This is a genomic window from Nonomuraea sp. NPDC049129, from assembly GCF_040648495.1.
Classification (GTDB): Bacteria; Actinomycetota; Actinomycetes; order Streptosporangiales; family Streptosporangiaceae; genus Nonomuraea.
Genome location: NZ_JBEZDU010000003.1, coordinates 222,134 through 246,828, shown reverse-complemented (window position 1 = coordinate 246,828; position 24,695 = coordinate 222,134). Strand labels below are relative to the sequence as shown.

The following is a 24,695-nucleotide window of genomic DNA, read 5'->3' as shown; positions in this document are numbered from 1 at the left end:
GTAGCATTGCCGCGTGGTGGTCTTGGTCTTCGTGGGCCTGGTGTTCGTGGCGCATCTCTATCTGTGGCATCGGATGGTGCGCTCGACCACTCGGCGTGGGCGGGTGCGCACCGGCCTGACCTGGGGGTTGGTGGGGCTCCTTGCGCTGGTCGTCGTGACGTTCGCGGGGATGCGGCTGGAGATGTTCCAGTGGCTGGCGTGGCCGGGCTATCTCTGGATCGCGATCATGTTCTATCTGGTGATCGCTCTGGTCCTGCTGGAGATTCCTCGGTTGGTGGCGTGGTTAGCGCTGGTCCGGGGGCGGGTGGCCGTGTCGCCGGTTGAGGTGGTGCGGCCGGTTACGGTGCCCGCATCGGACACTTCGGATATTTCGGGTTTTGGGCAGGTTTCAGGGGTGGAGTCGTCGCCCGGCGGCGACGCGATGAGCAGGCGGCTCTTCCTCGGACGGACCACCGCCGCCGTCGCGGGTGTGGGCGCGCTCGGCACGGTCGGGTACGGCATCAGCGCCGCGCTGGGTGATCCGGTGATCGAACCGGTCAAGGTCACGCTGGCGGGGCTCGACTCCAGGCTGAGCGGCCTGCGGTTCGCCGTGGTCAGCGACATCCACCTGGGACCGCTCACGGGCAAGGCGCACACCGAGCGCATCGTGCGGATGATCAACGGTCTGCGGGCCGACGTGGTGGCGATCGTCGGCGACCTGGTCGACGGCTCGGTCGCCGAGCTGGGCCCGCTGGCCAGGCCGCTGCAGAGCCTCGAATCCCGCTATGGCGCCTATTTCGTGACAGGTAATCACGAGTACTACACCAGAAACGGCCCTGGTGAGTGGATCGAGGAGCTGGACCGGCTCGGCGTTCGCTCGCTGCGGAACGAACGGGTGGAGATCCGGCACCAGGGCGGCGTGCTCGACCTGGCCGGGGTGAACGACCTCAACGGCGCCACCGCGAACGACGGGCCCGACTTCGACAGGGCGCTCGGCGGTCGCGATACGAGCCGCTCCACGGTCCTGCTGGCCCACCAGCCGGTTCAGGTCTCGCAGGCCGCGCGTTATGGCGTGGACCTGCAACTGTCGGGGCACACGCATGGCGGGCAGCTGGCGCCGTTCAACCTCGTGGTGCCGCTGCAGCAGCCGGTCGTATCGGGCCTGGCGACGGTTGACGGGGTGCAGGTGTACGTCACGCGCGGCGCCGGGTTCTGGGGGCCGCCGGTCCGGGTGGGCGCGCCGCCCGAGATCACGCTGCTTGAGCTGCGCGCCTGACTTTGTGGCGGCCCGAGCTTGCGGGCGACTTTGCGGGCGCGGCGCCCGAGACCCGCGCTGCTTCCACCGTGCTCCCGAGTTCCGCGGTGTTTGAAGTGGGCTGCTGACTTTCCGCGATCCGCTGGTCACTCAAGCCGCCAAGGGGATAGTATCCAAGCGGATACATTGGAGGTGGGATGATCTCTTCCCCGGTGGAGGGGGCGTTCGGCGACCTGCTGCCTGAGCAGGGCGCGATGCCCGAGGGGCCGACGCCCGACGTCACGTTCTGGGCGGAGCGCGGCGGCCTGCTGCTCAAACAGGCCAGACACGCGGCCAACATGAACCAGAAGGCGCTGGCCGGCATGAGCGGCACGTCGCGGACGACGCTGTCGGCCTACGAGCACGGCCGGAAGTCGCCCACGCTCGAAACGGCCGGGCGCATCCTCGACGCCGCCGGGTTCCGGCTGGTGCTGGAGGCCAAGGTCGAATTCACCACCTGTCAGGGGGCCGATGGCCGGCCGTTCCACGTGCCCAATCGGTTGCCGCGCCTGCCGGCGTTGCGGGCCCTGGCTACCGTCCGCCTTGGCGACAGGGTCTATGACCTGGCCGATCGCGGGGATCGCCGGGACGCCTACGTCATGCTGTTGCGGGAAGGGAGTCAGCGGGAGCTGCTCGAGCATCTCGACGGGCTGCTGCTGGTGGAGCTCTGGGACGAGCTGGTGCTGCCTGGGCCCGTACGGGCCGGCTGGCAGCCGTTGGTGGAGCTCGCCCGGCCGTACAAAAGGGACTAGCGAGACAAGAGGGATCTGTCTGGTGTTTTCGGGGGCCTATTCGAGCTGTGTATCATGCGCGACGGCCCGTATACGTAATACTCTCAGCGACGAGCAGCCGGGTATATCCGGCTCGTCTCCTGTCTTCCCATTTCCGGCGAGCACCTGGATACGCTGACATTATGACCGCCCGTGGCCGACGCCAACCGACACATGTGCTGGCTAACGCATCTTTCCGCCGGCTTTGGACGGCGATGTCGGTGTGCAGCCTCGGCGACTGGCTGAACATCCTGGCACTGACCGCCCTGGCAGGAAATCTGACCCAGGGCGACTACCGCACGCAGTCGCTGGCCGTCGGTGGTGTCTTCATCGCGAAGATGCTGCCCGCCGTCCTGCTCGGACCCCTCGCGGGAGCGTTCGCCGACCGCTTCGACCGGCGGGTGACGATGTTCACCTCCGACCTGGCCCGGTTCGCCGTGGTGCTGTCGATTCCGCTGGTCGGCAGCTATCAATGGATCATCGTCGCGACGATCCTGGTCGAGTGCGTCAACCTGTTCTGGGTCCCGGCCAAGGACGCCACGGTCCCCAACCTGGTGCCGAAGGAGCAGCTCGAATCGGCCAACCAGCTCAACCTGCTGGTCACCTACGGCAGCGCGCCGGTCGCCGCGATCCTGTTCACGGCGCTGTCCTTGGTGGGCGACGTACTGAAGAGCGCCGTGCCGTTCCTGTCCGGCATGGACCCCACCGGGCCGGCACTGATCGTCAACGCCTGCGCGTACCTGGTGTCCGCGTTCCTGATCTTCACGCTGCGCGGCATCCCCAAGCGTGACGGCGCCATCTCCACCCCGTCGGTGCTCAAGCAGATCGTCGAGGGCTGGCGGTTCGTGGGCGCCAACCGGCTGGTGCGCGGTCTGATCATCGGCATGCTGGGGGCGTTCGCGGCGGGCGGCGCGGTCGTGGGCGTCGCGAAGATCTACGTGGGCGCGCTCGGCGGTGGCGACGCGGCCTACGGCGTGGTGTTCGCCGCGGTCTTCGTCGGCATGGCGCTGGGCATGTTCTTCGGCCTGCGGCTGCTGCGCGAGCTGTCGCGGCGCCGGTTGTTCGGTCTGGCGATCACCGTGGCGGGCGTGGTGCTGGTCGCGATCGCGATCATCCACAACCTGGTGATCGTGGTCATGCTGACCGTGCTGCTCGGGGCGTGCGCGGGCATCGCGTGGATCATCGGCTACACGCTCATCGGCCTCGAGGTCGAGGACTCGATGCGGGGGCGGACGTTCTCGTTCCTGCAGTCGACCGCGCGGGTCACGCTGCTGTTCGTGGTGGCGGTGGCCAACCCGCTGGCCGCGCTCGTCGGCGCGCACCCGCTGAGTCTGGGCGACGTGGTCTACCGGTTCGACGGCACCAATCTGGTGCTGGTGGTCGGTGGCGTGCTCGCGACGGTCGTCGGCCTGCTGGCGCTGCGCCACATGGACGACAGGAAGGGCGTCTCGCTCTCCGAGGACCTGATCGCGGCGGTGCGCGGCGAGCGGCCGAAGTCGGAGACGGCGGAGCAGGTGCCGGGGCTGTTCGTGGCGTTCGAGGGTGGTGAGGGGTCGGGTAAGACGACCCAGTCGCGACTGCTCGCCATCTGGCTGCGCGATCAGGGCTTCGACGTCGTACAGACCCGTGAGCCCGGCTCGACCAAGGTCGGCATGCGGCTGCGCGCGATCCTCCTCGACGCGGCCGAACGCGGGCTCTCGGCGCGCGCCGAAGCGCTGCTGTACGCCGCCGACCGGGCCGAACACGTCGAGAAGGTCATCAGACCGGCCCTCTACCGGGGCTCGCTGGTGATCTCCGACCGCTACGTGGACTCGTCGCTGGCCTACCAGGGAGCGGGACGGGCGCTCGACCCCGAGGACGTCTCCAAGGTCAACGCCTGGGCCACGGGTGGACTGGTCCCGCATCTCACGGTGCTGATCGACACGCCGCCCCAGGTGGGGCTGACCAGACTGGGCGGCGCGGCGGACCGGATCGAGGCCGAGCCGCTGGAGTTCCACGAGCGGGTGCGCAAGGAGTTCCGGGCGCTGGCCGCCGCCGATCCCGACCGCTACCTGGTGGTCGACGGGATGCTGCCGCCCGAGCAGATCACCCGGCTGATCCAGGACCGGGTGCACGAGCTCCTGCCCGATCCGGTCCCCCAGGAGTCCGAGGACATCACGGGCACGATGCCCGCCATCCGCGACTAGCCTTGTCGGGTGAGCGTCTTCGATGACCTCGTCGGTCAGGACCAGGCGGTGGCCGTGCTGTCCCGCGCGGCCGTGGCGGCAGGCGACGCCGTGCGGGGTGGTCGCGGCGCGGGCATGACGCATGCCTGGCTGTTCACCGGCCCGCCCGGGTCGGGCCGGGAGGAGACCGCGCGGGCGTTCGCGGCGGCGCTGCTCTGCCTGGACGGCGGCTGCGGTCACTGCGACCAGTGCCACCAGGTGCTGATCGGTTCACACCCCGACCTCGAGACGGTACGCCCCCAGGGCCTGTCCTACAGCGTCAAGCAGACGCGCGAGCTCATCCTGAGGGCGGCGGGCGCGCCCACGCAGGGCCGCTGGCGGGTCATCCTGTTCGAGGACGCCGACCGGGCCACGGAGTCGGCTGCGAACGCCCTGCTCAAGGCCATCGAGGAGCCGCCTCCACGTACGGTCTGGCTGCTGTGCGCGCCCGCCGCCGACGACATGATGATCACCATCCGATCGCGCTGCCGGGTGATCACCCTGGCCACCCCCGCCACGGAGGCGGTCGCCCACGTGCTGGCCACCCGCGACAGCGTGCCCTGGGAGACCGCCCGCTTCGCCGCCCGCGCCTCTCAGGGGCACATCAGCCGGGCCAGGGCGCTGGCCCTGGACGAGAACGTACGTCGGCGCCGGGAGGCCGTCCTGGCCATCCCTCGCTCGCTGTCCGGGGTCGGCGATTGCGTCTCGGCCGCCGAACGCCTGGTCAAAACGGCCGAAGAAGAGGCCGCGGCGGCGACGGCCGCGCTCAACGAGACCGAGACCACCGAACTGCGCAAGATCTACGGCGAGGGCTCCACGGGCAAGGGCCTCAATCGTGGGTTGGTGCGGGGCGGCGCGGGAGCGTTGAAGGAGCTGGAGGACCGGCAGAAGTCGCGGGCCACGCGCATCAAACGCGACTCGCTCGACGCGGCGCTGCTGGAGCTGGTGTCGTTCTATCGGGACGTCCTGGCCATGCAGTTCGCCGCCGGGGTGGAGCTGGCCAACGACGACATCCGCTTCGAGCTCGACCAGCTGGCCAAGCTGTCGACTCCGGAGGAGACGTTGCGGCGGATCGATGCGATCATGCGGTGTCGCGAACGCCTCGACGCCAACGTCAACCCGCAGATCGCGGTCGAGGCGATGATGCTCTCCCTCCGGTCCGCCGCGTAGCGGGCTGTCGGCTTGGTCCGGCTTATGGGCGACCAGTCGGCTCGGGCAAGCGGACGACGAAGCAGGCAGACGCACGTCACGGCATTCAGCCCCGTAGAACCGCAGGAGTGTGTCCCTGGACGGTGGCCAGTCCCGTAAGGGATGGGGTTCACCGGGTCGGCGGGGCCGACGAAGGAGGTCCCACGGCGGCGATCGCGCCCGGCCCTGTCGGCCGGAAAAGCGCGCTGTAGAGCGGCGGAAGTTCGTCGTGTGGCCAGAGCAGCAGATGGGGTTGCTGGGCGTCTCTGTTATGTGAAAGTCGAGCAGCTGTCCCCTGGAGGGGCTCTGATACAGAAACGCGTCGATGTCGCGGCGGTCTTCGCCGAGCATCATGTGGGTCTCGTCCGGCTGGCGCTGGTCATGGTCGGTGATCAGGCGACCGCCGAAGACGTCGTCCAGGAGGCGTTCGCCCGGACCCACGCGGGTCGGGGGAGGTTGCGAGATCCGGACAAGGCGCTGTCCTATGTGCGATCGGCGGTGTTCAACGGCTGCCGGTCGGTGATGCGGAGGCGGGCGACGGTCTTCCGCCGCGCCGTGCCGTACGAACCGCCTGTCTGGTCAGCGGAGAGCGCGGCCATGGTGAGCGAGGAGCGTCGCGAGGTGCTGCGCGCCCTGCGAGGGCTGCCGGGCCGGCAGCGCGAGGCGCTGACGCTGCGCTACTACCTCGACCTGTCCGATCAGGAGATCGCCGAGACCATGGGGATCAGCGGGAGCACCGCCAGGTCCACGATCGCGCGTGGGCTCGCCGCCCTCGGCCGCGCACTTGGGGAGGATTCATGAACAGTCCGATGGAAGACCGCCTGCGCGAGGCGCTGGCCGAGGCGGGGGCGACCGTTGACCCCAGCACGCTGAGCCCCCTGCAGCCGTCGGGGCGGCCTCGGGTGCGGGTCGACTTCCGGTTGCTGGCGGCGGTGGGGGCGGTGGTGCTCGCGGGGGCCGTGACCGCCGCCGTGCTCGTCTCTCCCGGTGACGAACAGCGGGCGGCGGTGGCCAACCCGCCTGCCGATCAGAAAGGCGAGACGGAGCTGTTCGTCTTCCTGTGCTCCAAATCGGTGAAAAGCCCGGACTGCCCTGGGGGCAGCGTCACCGCGCAGCACGCCGGGAGGATCCAGCAGGCTCTGCAAGCGGCACCGGGGGTGTTGGAGCTGATCTACGAGGATTCGGCGAGAGCCTATGAGAGCTTCCGCCGAGACTTCGCCGGCAACAAGACGCTGCTCGACGCGGTCGACGCGGCCGACATGCCGCCCTCGTTCCACGTCCAGCTGAGGCCGGGAGCCGATGTGAAGGCGCTGCAGGCCAAGTTGAAGTCCATAGGAGGCGTGTCCGGCACCTCTGAGCCGGAGACGGACAACCTGCTCGCGTCAGAGCGGGAGAACAACAATGCAGATATCTCAGTCTTTCTCTGCACGGAGGGGTCGGGCCAAGCGTCGTGCGGAGCCGTTGCCGCGCCCGGCTGGACGAAAGATGCCCCCAAGTTCACCAAATACGGCAAGGCCATCACGCCTGCACAGCAGGGTGACCTCGCCCGGGAGATCGCGAAGACACCCGGCGTCCAGTCGTCACACTTGGAGAGCCAGCAGGAGGCCTACGAGAATTTCAAGCGCGCCTATGTGAGTAACAAGGCCCTCCTTAAGGCCACCAAGCCATCGGACATGCCGAAGTCGTTCCGCCTTCAGCTGCGCCCGGATGCCGACTCGGGCGAGGTGATCGCTCAGCTGCAACACCTACCCGGCGTCGCCTCGGTCATCAACAGCAAGTGCGTGACTGAGCGGCTCACCCTCTATCAGCGCTATGGCCTCTTGCTGCCGGCGAGCAAGGTCTGCGGCTCCTAGCCGGGATAGAGACTCTCACGCTGCGCGCGCCGACACACGTAATGTGGCAACCGAAGGCCGTAAGAACCCCCGAGGCCGTCAGGAGGCGAGCACGAGCCCATGGGAATGATCATGGCCGTGAGCTTCACCCGCTACGGGCGGCTCTACTACCTCGATCCCGGTGGCCACACTCCCAAGGTGGGCGACAAGGTACTGGTCCCGACCGACTCGGGTCCTGAGGTGGCGGAGTGCGTGTGGGCGCCGCAATATTCGAGTGAAGACATCGACGGAATGCCGGTGTGCGCGGGCATAGCGGGAGAGGAACACCTCTCCCGCGACGAGACCAACAAGCGCCGCAGGGCCGAGGCCCGCAGCGTGTCCAAGCGGTTGATCAAACGGCACGAGTTGCCGATGAAGGTGGTGGGCGTCGACTACCTCGACCAGGACAACGTCTACACGGTCTACTTCTCCGCCCCGCATCGGGTCGACTTCCGCGCGCTGGTCCGAGACCTGGCCCGCAACCTGCGGGCCCGGGTGGAGCTGCGGCAGATCGGCCCGCGTGACGAGGCGCGGTTACAGGGCGGCATCGGCCCATGCGGTCGCGACCTGTGCTGCGCCACGTTCCTCAAGGACTTCGAGCCGGTCTCCGTACGCATGGCCAAGGACCAGGACCTCCCGGTCAATCCCTTGCGCATCGCCGGGGCATGCGGGCGGCTGATGTGCTGTCTCAAGTACGAGCATCCGCTCTATGTCGAGACCCGCAACCGGATGCCGCGTACGGGCAGCCGGGTGAGCACGCCGCAGGGAGAGGGGAGTGTCCTGGGGCATAACGTTCCGGCGGACACGGTGACGGTGCGTCTGGACGATGGTGGACGGCGCTGTGCGTGCCCTTCCGCCTCGGTGTGCTCGCCACGGCAGCAGCACGACAAGATGTACGGCGAGGAGGGCGGCGCGCCGTCTCCTGACGGATAGCGGCGGGGAGCGACAGGTAGCGGCGGATAGCCAGCGGGCATGAGGCGGGGAAGTTCACGGGCGGTGCTCGTGAACTCCGCGCCCGCCCGCCGCGCCTTTGTGCTCCTCGGCTGTACTCCTTGGCTGGGGCACGTTTTCGGGCACAGGGTCGGCGAGGCACGCCTGGCCCGTATGCAGTGCGGCGCCTGGCCCGTATGCGGCGCGGGTTGATGCCATCCGCAGGCGGGAGGGAGACGGGGCACGCGTAAGATTCGGAGCGTGTGGGTTCGGACACTGACCGTCGTCGCCGCGACTGTGTTGTTCGCCTCCGCCTGTGCCGGGACAGAGGCACCGGCGGATGGGCTGAGCTGGTCCGACTGTGGTGACGGGTTCGACTGCGCGAAGCTGTCGGTGCCGCTCGACTACGGTCAGCCGAACGGCGAGCACATCAAGATCAGTGTGGTCCGGCTGCCGGCCACCGGCGACCGAATCGGGTCTCTCGTGGTCAACCCAGGCGGTCCAGGAAGTTCCGGGGTCACGTATGCGCGAGCCGCCCGATCGATCGTGAGCGAGGAGGTGCGCGAACGGTTCGACATCGTAGGGTTCGATCCACGCGGTGTGGGTGAGTCGTCGCCCGTCGAGTGTCTGAGTGACTCGCGGCTCGACGCGTTCATCGCCCTGGACACCACCCCCGACACGCCGCAGGAACGGGCCGCGCTCGAGCAGGGCTCACGCGAGTTCGCGAAGGGCTGCCAGGCCGGGTCAGGCCGTTTGCTACCGCATGTGGGCACCGTTGACGCCGCGCGGGACATGGACGGGCTGCGCCAGGCACTTGGCGACCAGAAACTGACCTATCTCGGCAAGTCCTACGGCACCTTCCTGGGCGCTGTTTATGCGGATATGTTCCCCGGCAAGGTCCGAGCCCTCGTGCTCGACGGCGCTCTCGACCCGGCCATCTCCCGGCTGAAGCTCAACGCCGACCAGGCCATGGGGTTCGAACGCGCCCTCCGCGCCTACCTGGAGTCCTGCTTGGCCGAGGGCGACTGTCCGTTCCGCAGCCGTACCGTCGACGGCGCTCTGGCCGAGTTGACCGAGCTACTGCACCGTACAGACGCCCGTCCATTGCCGGCCGACGGGCGGCAGGCCGGCGAGTCACTCGCCACCCTCGGCGCCCTGACGCCGCTCTACGACCGTGGCTCCTGGCCTGAACTAACCGAAACGTTCCGCCAGGCCCTGAACGGCGACGGCAGATTGCTCCTCCGCAACGCCGACCAACTGATCGACAGACACGCCAACGGCGCCTACTCCAACCAGACCGAGGCCAACATGGCCATCAACTGCGTAGACGGCTTCTACCCCAAGGACGTCTCCGCCTATGCGGCCGCGGCGACGGAGGCGGAACGCCAGGCACCCAGGTTCGGCTCCTACCTCATGTGGAGCTCGCTCCCCTGCGCCTTCTGGCCCGCCAAGCCGACACTCACAAACCGCCCACTCACCGCCAACGGCGCCGCCCCGATCCTGGTCATCGGCACCGAACGCGACCCAGCCACCCCGTACGCGTGGGCGCAGGCCCTGGCGAGCGAACTGAACTCGGGTGTGTTCCTCGGCTATGACGGTGACGGTCACACGGCGTACTTCAACGGCTCGACATGCGTGGACGACACGGTGGACCGCTACCTGCTGACGGGCACACCACCAGAGGACGGAACAGTCTGTCCGGGCATCGGCTGATCGGGGGAGCAAGAACCCCTTGGGCTCCTGTAGACTCGTTCACGCTGTACGGCACGCCGCCTTAGCTCAGTCGGCCAGAGCACTTCACTCGTAATGAAGGGGTCTCGGGTTCGAATCCCGAAGGCGGCTCCCAGCTAGAGGGCCCCTCGCGGTGATCGCGAGGGGCCTTTTACATGGGCGTACGGCAGCGAAATACAGCTATCGAGCCCGACAATCTAGGCTGTCGTTGAGCTGCTCTCTCTGCCTTCCGTGAGTGGACCTCCCTGAAACGCGAAGAGCATTCGTGTTGGCTGCCATCCGCCGGTTACGGACTGTGTCGTCGGAGTGCGGCAGGTCAGGAGATGCGGCGAGTTCACGTAGGTCAGGGGTCGCCTCCCACGACGCCAGCGTCAGGTTCACCAGGCTCAGCCCAGCGCCGTCAGCGAGTGCCGTGGCAACACCTGTGCGGCGTCGTGACCGGCTCCCGTCTGCGAGTGGGCGCTCACGTGGCACTTGCGCGGGGCACGATGTCTCCGGTCGAGGCTGTGACGATTCTCAATGGAGTTGTCAAGATGCCGGCGAACGCCTTGAAGAACGGGCCGAATGGCCGATTCGTCGTCAAAACCTGACATGCAAGGATGCCTTATGAGCAAGCTGACCGGACAGCAGATCGCAGACGAAGGGCTGGACGGGTGGGCATACCTGCTCGGCGGCCTGCAGACCCGCATCCTCACCAAGAACTTCGCGGCCGGGCTCTCAGTCGTCAACGCCATCGGCGCGGCAGCCGAGCAGATGAGCCATCATCCCGACCTCGACCTGCGCTACACCCACGTAGACGTCCGATTGACCAGCCACGACGAGGGCGCGGTCACCAACCGCGATGTCCGGCTGGCTCGCGTCATCTCCTCCATCGCCGCCGACGCCGGGGCGCGGCTGGAGTCCTCGAACGTCTCCCGGCTCGAACTCGCCCTCGACACCCCGGCCGGAGAGTCGATTCCGCCGTTCTGGGCCGCGGTGCTGGCGATGGAGCATCTGTCCGGCCCCGACATCGGCGACGAACTCCGCGACCCGGCCGACGTTCTGCCGACCGTGTGGTTCCAGACGTCCGGCAGCGAGGAACCCCGCCAGCGCTGGCATCTCGACATATGGGTGGATCCCGCGCAGGTCCAGCCACGCATAGACGCGGCGCTCGCCGCCGGCGGCACACTGGTCAGCGACGCGGAGGCGCCGAGCTTCTGGGTGCTCGCCGACCCGGAAGGCAACCGGGCGTGCCTGTGTACCTGGCAGTCCCGTGGCTGATAGCTGTCTGCGGCCCCGCAGCAGAACAAGGGCGTCATGTGGTCGGTCGTATCCGGCTCCGCACTGAAGCTCTCCGCCGGTCGCGGCTCGTCACGCTCGCGTCCGGCGGCAACAGATGCGCAACGCTCATAAGAAGCTCAAGGTACGGCTTGCGCGGATTTCTCATCCTCATCCGGACCGCGTGCTGCCATCATTTTCGGGCGCACCAATCCTGGATTACTTGCGAATAATGCAAGGGCGGGCCCGCGTCGAAGTCGGCGTCCGGCGGAGGGCGACTGTCCATATTCGTACGCCACTGCACAGAACCCTGAGCAGAACAGAGTATTCGACTGGGCTCGCCGAGTAACGCTTGACATCGCGCAAAAGGCGATCCACTACGTGGGGTCGCCGCCGCTTTGAAGGCCCGGCTCTCGTTCGTCCTCTCCAGGTGGCGTTCAACGAAGCGCTCGTGTAGGAGCCGGGGCCATCGGGTGCGGTGGCACAGGCCGGGGAGCGCGTCAATCGAAGAGGTCCTGACCATCGCGACCCGACGGGTCCATGCTGAGCAGGCTTTCGTGGAGCGATTGAACAGCGCGGCCGGTTAGTTCGCCCGTTGCTGTGGTCTCCATCAGCCGCCAGCCGGGGGAGTCGTCCGGCGCTTCGTCGTCCCGGCCGTGGGTGGTGAGGCGGTACAGCAGGCCAAAGATCGCGTCATAGGTCGTGCTGCGTACGAGCTGTGCAAGGTCGTCGCGGTATGCGCCATTGGAGAGCAGGCGGTTCGCCGCCGGGATCGTCTCCAACGAACCAGGAGCGGCCCAGACGTCGATCAGTTCTGGCCAGACGCTTCTCAACGCCAGGAAGCGAGCGAGTTGAGGGATGTTTTCGGTGATCTCCGAGACCGCCCGGCCTTCAGGGTCGTCGGCCCCGAGAGCTTCGAAACAGGTCCGCAGTGCGGCTACCGCGTCGCGATCCACTTCGTCCATCCCGACATCTCACTACAGCCTCCTGCAAAAGGCCCCGAGGATAATCCTCGCATTCATCTGGTGACGGACGGATCTGCGCCTTCAGAATGCCGTGTCGAAGGCTGAGGTCAGGGCCTGGCGCATGAGGGTGGGGAGGTCCTGCCGGCCGTCTCCTTCCGCCCAGCGGATAAGCGCGACATGGATGACCGCCAGACATGCGGCAGTCGTGCTGCGGATGCGGAATTCCAGCTCGGGGTCGGTGGTGCCGGCGCAGAGTGCGTCGACAACGGCGATCTCCGTGGCGTACTGGCTGTCCAGATGACGGGCCTGCAGGGCGGGTGTGGAGATCATCAGGTTGAGGCGGGCGAGCAGGAGGTCCCGGTCGGAGTTGACGGCCATGGCGGCGGTCTGCACCAGGGCCCGGCCGATCCGCTGACGTAGTGGCTCCTCCTGCTGCTGTCCCGCCAGCGCCGCCGCGGTCTCCTGGTCGAACTCGTCGTAGAGCACCAGGTCCTCTTTGGTGGCGAAGTGCCGGTACAGGGTCATCGCGGATACCCCGGCCGCCTGCGCGACGTCGTTGATCGTGGTCGCGTCATAGCCCCGTGCCATGAACAGGCGTACTGCGTGCGCCTGGAGCGTGCGCCGGGTCTCTGCCCGGCGGCGCTCACGCAGGCTTGCCGTCTCTCCTGTCACCTGATAGAACCTACCATGCTGATAGTTACTAACAAGTTTGCGGGGTACGCAATGGGACGGCTGGCAGAGAAGACGGCACTGGTGACCGGGGCCTCACGCGGGATCGGGCGGGCGGTCGCCGAACGTCTCGCCGCCGACGGGGCCCTCGTCGCCGTTCACTACGGAAAGGACGCGGCAGCGGCGCAGGAGACGGTCGAGCGGATCGAACGGGCCGGCGGGCGTGCGTTCCCGATCGGCGCGGACCTGGAGGACGCGGGGGCCGTCGACGCGTTGTTCGCCGAGTTGGTGGCCGGGCTGGCCGGACGGCGCCTGGACATCCTGGTCAACAACGCCGCGGCCGCCCCGGCCGGTCCGATCGAGACCGACACGGCCGAGCAGTTCGATCGGCTCTTCGCGGTGAACGTCAAGGCGCCGTACTTCATCATCCAGCGCGCGCTCCCGCTGCTGGCCGATGGCGGACGCATCATCAGCGTCTCCTCGGCCGTCACCCGGATCGCCAATCCCGCGCAGACCTCCTTCGCCATGACCAAGGGCGCGATAGAGACCATGAGCCGTACCCTCGCCCTGGCGCTGGGCGAGCGCGGCATCACCGTGAACGTCGTCGCGCCGGGTGCGACCATGACCGAGGCGAACACGTCGCTGTTCCCCCCTGAGGCGGCGGCCTTCCTCGCGGGGCAGGCTGCGCTGGGGCGGGTCGGCCGGGCCGAGGACGTGGCCGACGTGGTGGCCCTCATCGCCTCCGACGATGCCCGCTGGGTGACCGGGCAGGTGGTGGACGCCAGCGGTGGGCTCCACCTCGGGGCTCGGGTAGCGCTCGCCACCTCAGCTGTACGGGATGAGGCGTTGTCGTAGGGCGGTGCTGCCAAGACTGCTGAAGGGCCTGATTTGCGGCAGGAAGCCGGGGTGGCCTTGCTATTCGGGCACCGAGCTATATGAGTTGCGTACGCATAGCGCCATCGCTGTACGCTCTGCCCTATCCCGCCGACCCCCAACGAACGGAAACCCTCCGTGGCGAAGCTGAACCAGATCCTCGCCGTAGAGAAGGGCGTGAAGGCCAGTACGCAGCGCGCGGTGTCCGACGCCTATCACGCCATTCAGAAGGCGCCGCTCCTGTCGGGCCTGTCGCGCACCTATCAGCCGATCGACGACGAGGGCGAGCAGTTGCCGCCCGAGTCGACGCGCGTCCAGGTGAAGACCGAGGCGATCATCGCCGACGTCGCGAAGGCGCTGACGCGGCTGTTCGACGTGACCGCGACCAAGGACTGGACCAACGCCACCGCCAAGGCGGACGTCGTGGTCGACGGCGAGACTCTCATTTCCGGCGCCCCGGTCACGTACCTGCTGTTCCTGGAGAAGCAGCTCGTCGACCTGCACACGTTCGTGTCGAAGTTGCCGACGCTCGACCCGGCCGAGACGTGGTCGTTCGACGACAACGCCGAGACATGGCGTACCGAACCGGTCAAGACGACCCGCACCAAGAAGGTTCCGCGCAACCACGTGCTCGCCGAGGCGACGGACAAGCACCCCGCCCAGGTGCAGGTGTTCACCGAGGACATCGTGGTCGGCTACTGGACGAAGACCGCCTTCTCCGGGGCCCTGCCGGCCAAGCGCGTGAACGAGCTGCTGTCCCGCGTGCAGAAGCTGCAGGACGCCGTCAAGTACGCCCGCGAAGAGGCCAACGCGACCGCCGTCGATGAGCAGGAGGTCGGCGACGCCGTGTTCGGGTATCTGTTCGCCTGACCCAAAGACTCCCCGTTGAGCGCGGGGTGCGCGCAAGCGCAAAGCTGAAGCTCAAGCTGAAGCTGACGAACGGCTCAAGTGGAGGTTCGAGTCCTCCCCGGGGTACGCGCCTCGGTAGCCCAAATGGTAGAGGCAGCCGATCAAACTCAGATTCTCGCTCTAGCCTCAGCATCGCCGTCGAGCGCCAGATCAACCGAGGATGGACTGTGATTGTTGAGATGCCGGTTCGAATCCGGCTCGGGGCTCTTCGTGCCCCGGTGGCTCAATGGCAGAGCGCACGTCGTCAGGACTGATCCGTTCTCTTAAACGCCGCTGGCGCCACATGTGGCGGCACACATCAGGCCCCCCGGCTTGGGTAGTCCGGGGGGCCGCTGCCATTCAAGGGCACGGTCGTCACGGCGCGCCTGACGGTCTCGCGGAGCAGGGTACGGCGCTGCTCATGCAGCTCCGGCGGCTCCTCGGCCGTCGCGGCGTAGACGTTGCTGACGGGCGACCACGCCATGGACATCGCGATGACCAGGGCCATCACGTCGAAGGGGTCACCCGGTCTCACGATGCCCGCGGCCTGCGCCTCGGCGATGGCGCGTAGCTTGTGGTCGTCGAGACGGTCGGCCTCCTCGACGAGGTGGCCGGCGGGACGTCGTTCCAGACGGGCCCAGGTGGCCAGCCGGATGAGGTCGGGGCGGCGGAGATATTCGTCGTAGAGGCGTACGGCCCAGTCCGCGAGGTCGGTGGCGTCGATCGGGACGACGTTCACGATCCGCTCCAGCGAATCGGCGAAGATGGCGTCGAACAGCCCTTCCTTGCTGCCGAAGTAGGCGTAGAGCTGCGCCTTGTTGGTGCGGGCGGCGGCCACGATCCGCTCGATGCGCGCCCCGGCGATCCCATATTCGGCGAACTCCTGAGTCGCCACCTCGAGCATGCGACTGCGGGTCGCCGCGCCACGGGAGGTCATGGGCTGATCGGCCATACCGTCCATTCTATCAAACAGAACAGTCGGTTTGTTTTGCGGGCGGTGGCCGGTTAGTCTGCGATAGACCGAACAGTCTGTTTGCGAAGGAGTCGGCGTACATGAGGAGCACGGTGGGATGGCAGACGGAGGGTTCCGCGACACTGCGGCGGGTCTCACTTGAACGGCGCGACCTGCGGCCCGACGACATCGCGGTACGCGTGGACTACTGCGGTGTCTGCCACTCCGATCTGCATGCCGTCAGCGCTCATCCTGGTGACACGAGCGTGCCCCTTGTGCCGGGCCACGAGTTCACGGGAGTGGTGACCGAGATTGGGCCCGAGGCCACCCGGTTCGGCGTCGGCGACCCGGTCGCGGTCGGGAACATCGTCGACTCATGTGGTGTGTGCGCCATGTGCCGGGCCGGCCAGGAGAACTTCTGCCACGAGTTCCCGACCCTGACCTACGGCGGCACCGACCGCCGCGACGGGTCGACCACACTGGGCGGCTACTCCCGCGAATACGTCGTCCGCGATCATTTCGCCTACCCCCTCCCCGCCGGCCTCGACCCCGCCGCCGCGGCCCCTCTGCTCTGCGCCGGGGTCACCGTCTGGGAGCCGCTGCGCACACTCGGCGTGGGACCGGGTACCCGCGTCGCCGTGGCGGGGCTTGGTGGCCTGGGCCATCTCGCGGTCAAACTCGCCGTGGCGCTCGGCGCCGACACCACGGTCATCAGCCGGTCGGCGGACAAAATCGACGACGCCCGTCGCCTGGGCGCCCACGACCTCATCGACTCCACGGATACGGGACAGATGGCCGCGAACCGGGACCGGTTCGACGTCGTCATCGACACCATTTCCGCCCCCCACGACCTCGGCCCGTACCTGCGGCTGGTTGCCTTGGACGGGACACTCAGCCACCTCGGACACCTCGGACCGGTCACCGTGCAGACCACCGATCTGCTCGTCGGACGGAAGAGGCTCAGCTCCGCGGGCAGCGGCGGGCGGCCCGCGACCGCCGCCATACTGGCGTTCTGCGCCGAGCGCGGTATCACCGCCGACATCGAGCTGCTTCCCTCGGCGCGCGTGAACGAAGCCCTCAGCCGTCTCCAGCGCAACGACGTCCGCTACCGGTTCGTGCTCGACATGTCTGACCTGTCCTGAACGAACGAGCAGGATGTGTTCATGCTTGCTGCGCGGTCTCGACAGTGAGTGTGTAATCGACGGCCGTGTGGAAAGCGCCGGAGGACCCGCGAATGCTCAGTGTGTGATGGCCGGGCGGTAGTGGCTGGAAGCGCGCCCAGATGCCACAAGCGTAGAACGTGGTCGTACCCCCCATGCCGGTCGCAGGATTGTCCGCCACGCTGGTCACGTGAACGACGGCGTCTTCCATCCGTTCCGGGGTGACCGGCTTGCCGTCAAGGGTGGCCTTGCCTTTGGCGGCGGCCATGAACTTCTTGCATCCGGCCCTGGTGGAAGCCAGATTCACCAGCGGGGCCAGCATGGGCCGCCCCGCAGGGACCCGGCAGGTCCGCTGCGCGGTGCCGCCGAAGGTCCCGGCGAGGAACCAGATGTCCTTTGGCTGATTCCGGTCGCAGAACTTCCCGGTCGGGCCCGATACAGGGTTAGTGCTCTCCTTTTCGGAGGACGCCCATGTCCACCAGCGTCCTTGGACCGGCTCGGGCGTTCCACAGGCGGAGAGGAGGCCGAGGAGTAATAGAAGTGGTAAAACCGATCTAGGGGGCATTTGAGAATCATTGCGTACACCGACTCGCACTGAAATGGCGGTTTCTGGCTCTGGGACGTCCGTCAAGGCCAGATGACGTCGTCCAGGAAGGTTTCGACTGCCGTCGTCACCTGACCAAGGACCTCGGCGGACTTGTGCAGCGGGCCGGGCAGCATCATGCCGTGGTCGGCGCCGCTGACCTCGAGCACGTACGGGGTCAGCTCTCGCGCCAGAGTGCTGTCCCAGAAGTCGTCCGCGGTGCCACCGATGAGCAGGAACGGTTCGATTCCCCTTCGGCCATGGCCGGAATATACCTACAAGCCTTCAGCGGACTTCAGGGCTGGTTTGCAGCGCACCGCCGCGGCGTCCCCGCGCAGAGTGCACCACCCGGCCGCGTACGGGAGGAGCAGCGTGTCTCCGGCCTTGACCGGGACCGGCGGGGCATGTTCGCTCGTGAGGATCCCGGCGCCATCGGTGACCGCGATGATCGAGTACGCCGGCTCCAGCACGCTGACGGGATCGGGACGCAGCCTCTCGGCGGCGAAGAACTCGTCGGCGAACTCGGCGAAGAGGCGGCGGACCCCGGGCCGGACGTCATCCGCCGGTTGGCGGGCGCGGCGTAGCTGGTTCAGCCGGTCCGCGCCCCAGCCGCTCCTGTCGACGCAGCCGAGCGCCTGGTCGTACCCGAGCCCCAGGTGCCCGACGGCGGGGCCGTCGACGGCGAAGCCCTCCCATTCGAGCAGCACGGAGAAGTCGGTCGGCTCCTGTACCTCCACCATGAGGGTCCCGGCTCCGATGGCGTGCGGCAGACCCGCGGGGCACACGATGGCGTCGCCGGCCCGCACCGGCACGCGGTTCGTGGCGTCGAGCATTTGATCGATTCGCTGGTCCGCGACCCAACGGGCGAGTTCGTCCGGCTCGACGTCCCTGGCGAAGCCGAGATGCACCGCCGCCTCCGGCTCGGCCGAGACGATCACCCATGCCTCGGTCTTCCCGTACGGCGAGGCCAGCTGGTCGGCGGCGAATCGCCGATCGGGGTGCACGTGCAGCGGTAGCCGTTCCCCCGCGTCCAGCAATTTCACCAGGATCGCGGGGTCGGCGCCGTGTTCCGCGACGTGTTGTTCGCCCAGCCACCACACGGGATCGCCGGCGATGGCCTCGGCTAGTGTCCGGCCGTCGGGCAGCGTGGTCAGTCCCGCGGGCGCCGCTCCGTGCCGGCTGGTGGTCGAGGCGACCCAATCCTCCGGGTAGTAGGGATCATCGGCGGACGGAATCCCGCGGAACCGGCCGATGCGCCCGGCACCCCGGTAGAACGAGCGCGGAGTGTTCGCGGGGAGAAGGAAGCTGGGCATGCATGTGCTCCGAGGTCAGCTGTTCCATGATCGGTACCATTCGCTGGGTAGTTCCTTGACCACTACGTCGAGTGGCCGGGCCGGTGTGAAGGGGCGCCCATACCGCCGCGTCACCTCGTTGAGCTCCTCGAGTCGCGCCCTGGCCGCCGCGGTGGCTTCCTCGCGGGCGGCGGGGTCGTGGGTGGACACGGCGTCGCGCCAGATCGACCGGCCGGCGAGGTAGCCGGCGGCGCCGGCCTGGCAGGCGATCTCGACCTGCGTCTTGAAGTCGGCATATTCCACCCCGGCGGACAGGATGACCCACGGTACGCTCACCATGGAGTCCAGCTCCGCGCAGGCGGCGGCTGCCTGCTCGCGTCCTTCTTCCGTGTCGATGTAGCCGGGGAACTCCACTTTGAGCATGTCGACGCCGAGCTTGTTGGCGGTCGCGGCGGAGGCGATGATGCCGCGCGCCCGGGCGGCCTTCCACTCGGCGGTGGTCGGGTCCTCGCCCGGCAGCGGGTACCAGATCGGCTCGACCACCAGGGGCAGGCTGAGCTCGGCGCATTCGGCGACGAGGCCGGCCACGAGCTGCCGCTGCTGCTCGGCGACGACTCGACCGCCGTCGGGGCGGTAGAACCACAGCAACTTGCACATGTCGGCGCCGGCCATCTTGATCTGGGTGGCGCTCCAGTTCGCGCGCAGCCGGGTACGGCGCGGTCCGTCCGCGTGCCGGTAGTCCTCGTCCTCGATGCTCGACATCAGCCCGACGGTGCCGGGCACCGCGCCGGAGGCCACGAGGTGGCCGAGGGCGTACAACGGGTCGAGCAGCACGGCCGAGATCGACGGGGCCACGGCGCGGACGACCGCGTCCTTCGCGGCGACGACATCGGCGAAGGTGACGCTCGCCGGATCGGGCGCGAGCAGTTCGGCGAAGTCGGATAGGTGGTCGAGAGCGCAGATGAGGAAATAACCATCGGCGCTGGTGACGCGCTGCAGACCACGGATCTTGCCAGGATCAATGATCGAGTTCACTGGGTGTCTCCAGGTGCTACTTGAACGTAGGGCTCAAGCGGTGGCCTGCTCCGGCTCCCCCGCTCATCGTGCGGGCAGTCGGAGAGCAGCACCCCGGCGACGAACGTGTCGTCGAGCCCGATCGTGGTGGGCCCGGATGGGCCAGGTACGGCGTCGGCCCGCCTGACGGGAACCACAGCAGGCCGGCAGCGGCGCCGTGGCCGCTGCGCCGCCAAGTCGCAGTGCGGCGCGCCGCATGAAGGGCCGAGGCCTGCTGGCTGTCATCGCTTCTCCTAAGACGCAGGAGTCTGAACACAGTGGTCCGGGGGATGACAAGGTTGCGGGTTCCTGCCGTATTCGCTCAGGCAGACTTGCCTACATCTTCCACAGTATGCTTGTTATTGCGAATGGGTCAATGGTTAGGTTGCAAGAAATCGCAGGAACCTGAAACTAGCCGCAATTAGCCGCATCGCAGGAGTGAATCATGCAGGACACGGCACTGCCCGCGAAGCGTCGCGCCGAACTCGTGAGGCACGTCCGCGAACGCGGTCACGCCACCGTCGCCGAGCTGGCAGAACGTTTCGCCGTGTCAATGGACACCGTGCGTCGTGACCTCGACCACCTCGCGGAGCGGCAGCTGATCGCCCGCACCCACGGTGGCGCGATGCGCACGGACGAACTGGCCACGGCCGACATCCCCTTTGACCGCCGCGCGGCCGTGCACCACCAGGCCAAGCAGGCCATCGGCATCGCGGCGGCGCAGCTCATCTCCAACGGCGAGACTCTGATCGTCAACGGCGGCACGACCACGCTCGCGGTGGTCCGGGCGCTGGCCGGCAAGCGTGACCTCACGGTGGTGACGAACAATCTGCGCCTGCCCCCCGAGATCCCGCAGGACGCCGTGCGCGACCTCTATGTCATCGGCGGCAGCTGCCGTATCTCGTCGAATGTCACCATTGGGCCGGTGACTTTCGCCGACACCCAGGGCATCAGCGCCGACACCGCGGTGATCGGCGTCGGCGGCATCTCGGCCAGTGGTGGGCTGTCCACCAGCAACCTGCAAGAGGCCCAGATGATGCGCCAGATGATCGACGCGGGCACGCGGGTCGTCGTGGTGGCCGACGCGTCGAAGTTCGGCAGGAGCGCTTTCGTGCACATCTGCGGCCTTGACCGGGTATCGGTCCTGGTCACCGACGCGCCGCCGCCCGAGGACCTCGCCGTGGCATTGAAGGACGCCGAGGTGGAGCTGGTCACCGTGGGATGAGGCCCCGACGTCCTAGCTGCCCACGCTCTGGTAGTGCCGGAGTTGGTGACACCAGAAGCGGTAGGCGAGGGCGAACAGGGCGATGCCCAGGAACGGGCTGCCGTACGCCACGAAGGCGGGTACGTTCAGCGACGCTGCCTTGCCCAGCAGTACGCTCGCCGGTACGTAGGCCACAAAAGCGACCGGCAGCACGAACGTCAGCAACCACTGCGTAACCCCGCCGAACACACTCATCGGGTACGAGCCGAACTTGCTGAACACGTCATCCAGGAACCCGCGCAGAGCGGCGGTGTCCAGCATGCGCATCGACAGGGACGCCAGCGACAGGTGGACCGAGGCCTCCACCAGCGCGCCGCCCATGACGGCCAGCAGGCAGAGAGCTGCCATGGACGGACTCCAGGCGGGGGCCGCCACCAGCAACAGGACCAGGCCGGTCAGCAGGTCGCCCACCTGGCCGACACCCATGCGTTTGGTCATGATCTGGAGGAGTAGGTTGAGCGGGCGGAGCAGGACGCGGTCCAGTTCGCCCTCCCGGACCAGCCATTCCATGAAGATGAGGCTGCTCAGCGGCAGCATGCAGAGCGCGTGGGCGGTCAGGCGCAGGCCGTACAGGAAGGCGATCTCCCGCAAGGTCCAGCCGGCCATGGAGGGGAAGGTGTGCATGACGACCCAGACGAAGGCGAAGCCGCTGCCCTGGTAGACCGCTCCGGTCGCGATGCCGATCAGCGCGTTGAGCCGATACTGCAGGGCGCCGCGCATGGTGGCACGCTGGAGTCGCCAGTACAGGCGCAGGGTGCGGGTGAGCTCAGCCACCGTTGATCACCACCCTGCGGTGGGCCCGCTGCCATACCGCCCAGAGCAGGACCGTGAGCCCGGCGACCCACGCGACCTCGGCGGCCAGCGCGTGCAGGACAGACGCGCCCGACAGGTGGCCCACGTAGACGGCCGCGGGGACATAGCCCAGGTACTTGAACGGCAGCGCCTCGGCCAGGGTGCCCAGCGCGCCGGGGAAGAACGACAGCGGGACCAGGGTCCCGGCGAAGAACTGGCTGGTCAGCCGGTACAGCAGCGCGATCGCGCTGGTCTCAAGCGTCCAGAAGCCGATCAGGCAGATGAGCAGCGACAGCTGCACCGAGATGGCGTAGCCGAGCAGCAGCGTCCCGGCGTAGGCGAGCGGCTGGCCGGTGGGGGTGATCGAGCCGACCAGCAGGACCACCGGTATGGCGGGGGCCAGCAGGAGGAGGCCGCCGGAGGTGTGTCCGGCCTGGAAGGCGGCCAGCTGCGGCAGGTAGCCGGTCGGCCGGGACAGGTCGAAGAACACCATGCCGGTACGGATCCTGAACAGGGCGATGTACGAGATGACCGGCGTGGTGGCGAACGCCTGGAGGTTGGCCAGGCTCAGGTAGGCCAGGAGCTGCGGGAGCGTCATGCCCTGGGCCTGCTGCTGCGCGCCATATACCGAGGTCCAGACCATGCGCAGCAGGAAGACCTGCGCGATCAGCGTCAGCACGGTCATGATCACGTCGCTGCGGTACGCGAGCTGGAAGCGCAGGCCGATGCGGGCCATGCCGAGCAAAGGGCCGATCAAAGGGCTGATCAAAGGGCCGATCAGGGGGCGGATCATCGCGCGCCCTCGATGTACAGCTGCTTGATCACGCCCTCCAGGTCGGGCTCCTGGATGGACAGGTCGCGGATGGTCTGTTCGGCGGCGACCTGGCCGATCAACTCGGGGACGGAGGCGCCGCCGGCGATGTCGAAGGTGCGGGTCTGGCCGTCGGCCAGGTGGATCGCCAGCCGCCGGGGCGGGGCGTAGGCGGTGACGAGCGCGTCGATGCCGCCGTCATAGAGCACCCGGCCCTTGTCGATCACGATGATGCGCTTGCACAGCGCCTCGACGTCGGCCAGGTCGTGGGTGGTCAGGACGACCGTGGTGCGACCGGCCTGGTTCGTGTCGGAGATGAACTCGCGTACCGCCTGCTTGGCCAGGACGTCGAGGCCGACGGTCGGTTCGTCCAGGTACAGGATGGGCGGTTCGTAGAGCATGGCGGCCGCCAGGTCGCCGCGCATTCGCTGGCCGAGGCTGAGCTGACGGACGGGGGTGTCCAGGAAGTCGTCGAGGCCGAGCAAATCGCGCATGCGGCGCAGCGAGGTGGTGAAACGGTCGGCGGGTACGTCGTACAGGTCGCCGACCAGGCGTAACGACTCGATCAGCGGCAGGTCCCACCAGAGCTGGCTGCGCTGGCCGAACACCACGCCGACGGACCTGGCGTTGGCCTTCCGGTCCCGCCACGGCACCCGTCCGGCCACCTCGATCAGGCCGCTGGTGGGGGTGAGGATGCCGGTCAGCATTTTCACGGTGGTGGATTTGCCCGCGCCGTTGGGGCCGAGGTAGCCGACGACCTCGCCTTCGGGGATCTCGAAGCTGACGTCGTCGACGGCGATCCGCTCGTCGTACTGGCGGGTGAGGAGGGTACGCAGGGTGCCCATGGGGCCGGAGAAGGTTCGAGGCCGGCGGAAGACCTTCGTCAGTGACTCGACCTTGATCATGAAGACATCCTTCAGTGAAGGATGCGGCGTGGCAACTAATTTCCGGCCCAGAAACAGCTGAGGCCCCGCCAATGTTCTGGCGGGGCCTCGGCCTTACGAGTGCGTACCGGTGTGCGTGTCGCCTCTCGGCGAAAGGCGCAACGCGGCTCCAGCCGAACGGTATTCCGCGAAGGCAATAGGTGAGGCCCGGGGACACTGGGCACACCGGCCACGAGTTATGTAACTATGGTCAGCCGCCGATTGTTCCCGGCGCTAGCAATTCGAGGGAGCGCAGCCAGGCCTTCCGGTCGGGGGCCATGGAGACGACGATCAGCTCGTCGGCCTGGGCCTGCTTGGCGAAGCGGTCGAGGTAGTCCCGCACCTCGGCGGCGGTTCCGACGCCGGAGTACTTGGCCATCTGCAGGAGCTGCTGCCCGGCCGGTGAGGCGAGGATGACGTCGGCCTCCTCCGGGGTGAACGTTTGGCCACGGCCGAGGAACCGGGTCACCCGGCTGCGCTTGGCCTCCAGGAACTGCGCCTCCGCCTCTTCCGTGGTGTCCGCCGCGATGACGTTGACCCCGGCGATGACGTACGGCTCCGCCAGCTGCCTGGACGGCTGGAACTCGCGCCGGTAGAGCGTGACGGCGTCCTCCAGCGCGGTCGGGGCGAAGTGGGAGGCGAAGGCGTACGGGAGGCCGAGCATGGCGGCGAGCTTGGCGCCGAACAGGGACGAGCCGAGGATGTAGAGCGGCACGTCAGTGCCCTTGCCCGGGGTCGCGTCGATGCCCGGGATGCGGGATTCGCCCGTCAGGTAGCCCTGGAGCTCCAGTACGTCCTGCGGGAAGTCGTCGGCGGAGGCCGGGTTGCGGCGCAGGGCGCGCATGGTCTGCTGGTCGCTGCCCGGCGCCCGGCCGAGGCCGAGGTCGATGCGCCCGGGGTGGAGGGTTTCGAGCGTGCCGAACTGTTCGGCGATGGTCAGCGGGGCGTGGTTGGGCAGCATGATGCCGCCGGCCCCGAGGCGGATCGTTTGGGTCTGTGAGGCTACGTGGGCTATGAGGACGCTGGTCGCGGATGAGGCGATGGAGGGCATGTTGTGGTGCTCCGCGTACCAGATCCGCTGGTAGCCCCACTCCTCCGCGCGCTGGGCCATGGTCACGCTGGCGCGGAAGCTGTCGCCAGCCGTCTCTCCGTCGCCGATATGTGCAAGGTCAAGGATGGAGAGCGGGAAAGCCATGAATGGTGCAACCGCAGACGAGTCTGGGTTATTTCGGCACCGAACAGTTAC

The 24,695-nt window shown here is 67.9% G+C and carries 24 protein-coding genes and 2 tRNA genes; 15 read left to right on the top strand and 11 right to left on the bottom strand.

The genetic code is table 11. From position 1 onward, the window contains the following. Nucleotides 1-13 precede the first annotated feature (13 nt). From AB0B64_RS10525 to AB0B64_RS10480, 10 genes are all read left to right on the top strand, one after another. Nucleotides 14-1,255 (top strand): metallophosphoesterase, encoded by a 1,242-nt coding sequence (locus AB0B64_RS10525; protein ID WP_358176291.1) that lies wholly within the window; start codon nucleotides 14-16, stop codon nucleotides 1,253-1,255. A gap of 176 nt (nucleotides 1,256-1,431) precedes the next feature. After that, nucleotides 1,432-2,025, top strand: a complete 594-nt coding sequence (locus tag AB0B64_RS10520) for a helix-turn-helix transcriptional regulator (protein ID WP_358176288.1) — start codon at nucleotides 1,432-1,434, stop codon at nucleotides 2,023-2,025. A gap of 161 nt (nucleotides 2,026-2,186) precedes the next feature. Continuing rightward, nucleotides 2,187-4,229 (top strand): dTMP kinase, encoded by a 2,043-nt coding sequence (gene tmk / locus AB0B64_RS10515; protein WP_357938681.1) that lies wholly within the window; start codon nucleotides 2,187-2,189, stop codon nucleotides 4,227-4,229. A 9-nt stretch (nucleotides 4,230-4,238) separates the two neighbouring features. Continuing rightward, nucleotides 4,239-5,417 carry a DNA polymerase III subunit delta' gene (locus AB0B64_RS10510; RefSeq protein WP_357938683.1) on the top strand — a complete coding sequence of 393 codons (1,179 nt, stop codon included), beginning with the start codon at nucleotides 4,239-4,241 and terminating at the stop codon, nucleotides 5,415-5,417. Nucleotides 5,418-5,708: 291 nt separating this feature from the next. Beyond that, nucleotides 5,709-6,236, top strand: coding sequence for a SigE family RNA polymerase sigma factor (locus tag AB0B64_RS10505; RefSeq protein WP_358176285.1), 528 nt, complete (start codon nucleotides 5,709-5,711; stop codon nucleotides 6,234-6,236). After that, nucleotides 6,233-7,288 (top strand): permease-like cell division protein FtsX, encoded by a 1,056-nt coding sequence (locus AB0B64_RS10500; protein WP_358176282.1) that lies wholly within the window; start codon nucleotides 6,233-6,235, stop codon nucleotides 7,286-7,288. Before AB0B64_RS10505 ends, AB0B64_RS10500 begins: the two co-directional genes overlap by 4 nt. Before the next feature lie 105 nt (nucleotides 7,289-7,393). Further along, nucleotides 7,394-8,239, top strand: coding sequence for a regulatory iron-sulfur-containing complex subunit RicT (gene ricT, locus AB0B64_RS10495; RefSeq protein ID WP_357939743.1), 846 nt, complete (start codon nucleotides 7,394-7,396; stop codon nucleotides 8,237-8,239). 258 nt (nucleotides 8,240-8,497) lie between these two features. Further along, nucleotides 8,498-9,949 carry an alpha/beta hydrolase gene (locus AB0B64_RS10490; RefSeq protein ID WP_357938689.1) on the top strand — a complete coding sequence of 484 codons (1,452 nt, stop codon included), beginning with the start codon at nucleotides 8,498-8,500 and terminating at the stop codon, nucleotides 9,947-9,949. Nucleotides 9,950-10,004: 55 nt separating this feature from the next. Beyond that, nucleotides 10,005-10,078 (top strand) — tRNA-Thr (locus AB0B64_RS10485). A 495-nt stretch (nucleotides 10,079-10,573) separates the two neighbouring features. After that, a complete protein-coding gene (locus tag AB0B64_RS10480) occupies nucleotides 10,574-11,227 on the top strand; it encodes a 4a-hydroxytetrahydrobiopterin dehydratase (RefSeq protein ID WP_358176279.1) in 654 nt (217 codons plus the stop codon). 497 nt (nucleotides 11,228-11,724) lie between these two features. Here AB0B64_RS10480 and AB0B64_RS10475 read toward each other — a convergent pair whose 3' ends face one another. Together AB0B64_RS10475 and AB0B64_RS10470 are read right to left on the bottom strand one after the other, a co-directional pair. Next, entirely contained in the window at nucleotides 11,725-12,189 is a 465-nt protein-coding gene (locus tag AB0B64_RS10475) for a hypothetical protein (protein ID WP_357938693.1), read from the bottom strand. 81 nt (nucleotides 12,190-12,270) lie between these two features. Next, nucleotides 12,271-12,861 (bottom strand): TetR family transcriptional regulator, encoded by a 591-nt coding sequence (locus AB0B64_RS10470; RefSeq protein WP_357938695.1) that lies wholly within the window; start codon nucleotides 12,859-12,861, stop codon nucleotides 12,271-12,273. A 51-nt stretch (nucleotides 12,862-12,912) separates the two neighbouring features. Here AB0B64_RS10470 and AB0B64_RS10465 point away from each other — a divergent pair, with 51 nt between their 5' ends. The 3 genes from AB0B64_RS10465 (at nucleotide 12,913) to AB0B64_RS10455 (ending at nucleotide 14,846) form a co-directional block, all read left to right on the top strand. Next, on the top strand, nucleotides 12,913-13,713 hold the full coding sequence (locus AB0B64_RS10465) for an SDR family oxidoreductase (RefSeq protein ID WP_358176276.1): 801 nt from the start codon (nucleotides 12,913-12,915) through the stop codon (nucleotides 13,711-13,713). A 156-nt stretch (nucleotides 13,714-13,869) separates the two neighbouring features. Then, on the top strand, nucleotides 13,870-14,601 hold the full coding sequence (locus AB0B64_RS10460; RefSeq protein WP_357938699.1) for a hypothetical protein: 732 nt from the start codon (nucleotides 13,870-13,872) through the stop codon (nucleotides 14,599-14,601). 108 nt (nucleotides 14,602-14,709) lie between these two features. Further along, nucleotides 14,710-14,846, top strand: a tRNA-OTHER gene (locus AB0B64_RS10455). A gap of 92 nt (nucleotides 14,847-14,938) precedes the next feature. Here AB0B64_RS10455 and AB0B64_RS10450 read toward each other — a convergent pair. Next, nucleotides 14,939-15,571, bottom strand: coding sequence for a TetR family transcriptional regulator (locus tag AB0B64_RS10450; RefSeq protein WP_358176273.1), 633 nt, complete (start codon nucleotides 15,569-15,571; stop codon nucleotides 14,939-14,941). 101 nt (nucleotides 15,572-15,672) lie between these two features. On the opposite strand from AB0B64_RS10450, the gene AB0B64_RS10445 reads away from it, so the two are divergent. Further along, nucleotides 15,673-16,713 (top strand): NAD(P)-dependent alcohol dehydrogenase, encoded by a 1,041-nt coding sequence (locus tag AB0B64_RS10445; protein WP_357938703.1) that lies wholly within the window; start codon nucleotides 15,673-15,675, stop codon nucleotides 16,711-16,713. A 19-nt stretch (nucleotides 16,714-16,732) separates the two neighbouring features. Here the strand turns inward: AB0B64_RS10445 and AB0B64_RS10440 are convergent, their stop codons facing one another. The 4 genes from AB0B64_RS10440 to AB0B64_RS10425 form a co-directional block, all read right to left on the bottom strand. Beyond that, nucleotides 16,733-17,053 carry a hypothetical protein gene (locus tag AB0B64_RS10440; protein ID WP_358176270.1) on the bottom strand — a complete coding sequence of 107 codons (321 nt, stop codon included), beginning with the start codon at nucleotides 17,051-17,053 and terminating at the stop codon, nucleotides 16,733-16,735. A gap of 305 nt (nucleotides 17,054-17,358) precedes the next feature. Further along, nucleotides 17,359-17,484 (bottom strand): hypothetical protein, encoded by a 126-nt coding sequence (locus AB0B64_RS10435; RefSeq protein ID WP_357938707.1) that lies wholly within the window; start codon nucleotides 17,482-17,484, stop codon nucleotides 17,359-17,361. Between the two features lie 105 nt (nucleotides 17,485-17,589). Then, nucleotides 17,590-18,627 carry a class I mannose-6-phosphate isomerase gene (locus AB0B64_RS10430; protein ID WP_358176267.1) on the bottom strand — a complete coding sequence of 346 codons (1,038 nt, stop codon included), beginning with the start codon at nucleotides 18,625-18,627 and terminating at the stop codon, nucleotides 17,590-17,592. Between the two features lie 15 nt (nucleotides 18,628-18,642). Then, nucleotides 18,643-19,641 carry a tagatose 1,6-diphosphate aldolase gene (locus tag AB0B64_RS10425; protein WP_358176264.1) on the bottom strand — a complete coding sequence of 333 codons (999 nt, stop codon included), beginning with the start codon at nucleotides 19,639-19,641 and terminating at the stop codon, nucleotides 18,643-18,645. 463 nt (nucleotides 19,642-20,104) lie between these two features. On the opposite strand from AB0B64_RS10425, the gene AB0B64_RS10420 reads away from it, so the two are divergent. Beyond that, nucleotides 20,105-20,884 (top strand): DeoR/GlpR family DNA-binding transcription regulator, encoded by a 780-nt coding sequence (locus AB0B64_RS10420; protein WP_357938713.1) that lies wholly within the window; start codon nucleotides 20,105-20,107, stop codon nucleotides 20,882-20,884. 12 nt (nucleotides 20,885-20,896) lie between these two features. Here AB0B64_RS10420 and AB0B64_RS10415 read toward each other — a convergent pair whose 3' ends face one another. From AB0B64_RS10415 to AB0B64_RS10400, 4 genes are all read right to left on the bottom strand, one after another. Beyond that, nucleotides 20,897-21,697 carry an ABC-2 family transporter protein gene (locus tag AB0B64_RS10415; protein ID WP_358176261.1) on the bottom strand — a complete coding sequence of 267 codons (801 nt, stop codon included), beginning with the start codon at nucleotides 21,695-21,697 and terminating at the stop codon, nucleotides 20,897-20,899. Further along, nucleotides 21,690-22,508: an ABC-2 family transporter protein gene (locus tag AB0B64_RS10410; RefSeq protein ID WP_358176258.1), complete on the bottom strand. Its 819-nt coding sequence runs from the start codon at nucleotides 22,506-22,508 to the stop codon at nucleotides 21,690-21,692. Before AB0B64_RS10410 ends, AB0B64_RS10415 begins: the two co-directional genes overlap by 8 nt. Then, the gene (locus AB0B64_RS10405) at nucleotides 22,505-23,431 is read right to left on the bottom strand and encodes an ATP-binding cassette domain-containing protein (protein WP_357938719.1); all 927 of its coding nucleotides are present in this window, start codon (nucleotides 23,429-23,431) and stop codon (nucleotides 22,505-22,507) included. The genes AB0B64_RS10410 and AB0B64_RS10405 overlap by 4 nt, the downstream gene beginning before the upstream one ends. A gap of 229 nt (nucleotides 23,432-23,660) precedes the next feature. Next, nucleotides 23,661-24,644, bottom strand: a complete 984-nt coding sequence (locus tag AB0B64_RS10400; protein WP_358176255.1) for an LLM class flavin-dependent oxidoreductase — start codon at nucleotides 24,642-24,644, stop codon at nucleotides 23,661-23,663. Nucleotides 24,645-24,695: the final 51 nt, after the last annotated feature.

Bases quoted from the DNA above. Each gene is read 5' to 3' on its own strand.
- AB0B64_RS10520 (WP_358176288.1), top strand. From the start codon at position 1,432: ATGATCTCTTCCCCGGTGGAGGGGGCGTTCGGCGACCTGCTGCCTGAG.
- tmk (WP_357938681.1), top strand. From the start codon at position 2,187: ATGACCGCCCGTGGCCGACGCCAACCGACACATGTGCTGGCTAACGCA.
- AB0B64_RS10500 (WP_358176282.1), top strand. From the start codon at position 6,233: ATGAACAGTCCGATGGAAGACCGCCTGCGCGAGGCGCTGGCCGAGGCG.
- ricT (WP_357939743.1), top strand. From the start codon at position 7,394: ATGATCATGGCCGTGAGCTTCACCCGCTACGGGCGGCTCTACTACCTC.
- AB0B64_RS10480 (WP_358176279.1), top strand. From the start codon at position 10,574: ATGAGCAAGCTGACCGGACAGCAGATCGCAGACGAAGGGCTGGACGGG.
- AB0B64_RS10475 (WP_357938693.1), bottom strand. From the start codon at position 12,189: ATGGACGAAGTGGATCGCGACGCGGTAGCCGCACTGCGGACCTGTTTC.
- AB0B64_RS10465 (WP_358176276.1), top strand. From the start codon at position 12,913: ATGGGACGGCTGGCAGAGAAGACGGCACTGGTGACCGGGGCCTCACGC.
- AB0B64_RS10450 (WP_358176273.1), bottom strand. From the start codon at position 15,571: ATGGCCGATCAGCCCATGACCTCCCGTGGCGCGGCGACCCGCAGTCGC.
- AB0B64_RS10445 (WP_357938703.1), top strand. From the start codon at position 15,673: ATGAGGAGCACGGTGGGATGGCAGACGGAGGGTTCCGCGACACTGCGG.
- AB0B64_RS10440 (WP_358176270.1), bottom strand. From the start codon at position 17,053: ATGCTGGCCCCGCTGGTGAATCTGGCTTCCACCAGGGCCGGATGCAAG.
- AB0B64_RS10430 (WP_358176267.1), bottom strand. From the start codon at position 18,627: ATGCCCAGCTTCCTTCTCCCCGCGAACACTCCGCGCTCGTTCTACCGG.
- AB0B64_RS10420 (WP_357938713.1), top strand. From the start codon at position 20,105: ATGCAGGACACGGCACTGCCCGCGAAGCGTCGCGCCGAACTCGTGAGG.
- AB0B64_RS10410 (WP_358176258.1), bottom strand. From the start codon at position 22,508: ATGATCCGCCCCCTGATCGGCCCTTTGATCAGCCCTTTGATCGGCCCT.
- AB0B64_RS10405 (WP_357938719.1), bottom strand. From the start codon at position 23,431: ATGATCAAGGTCGAGTCACTGACGAAGGTCTTCCGCCGGCCTCGAACC.
- AB0B64_RS10400 (WP_358176255.1), bottom strand. From the start codon at position 24,644: ATGGCTTTCCCGCTCTCCATCCTTGACCTTGCACATATCGGCGACGGA.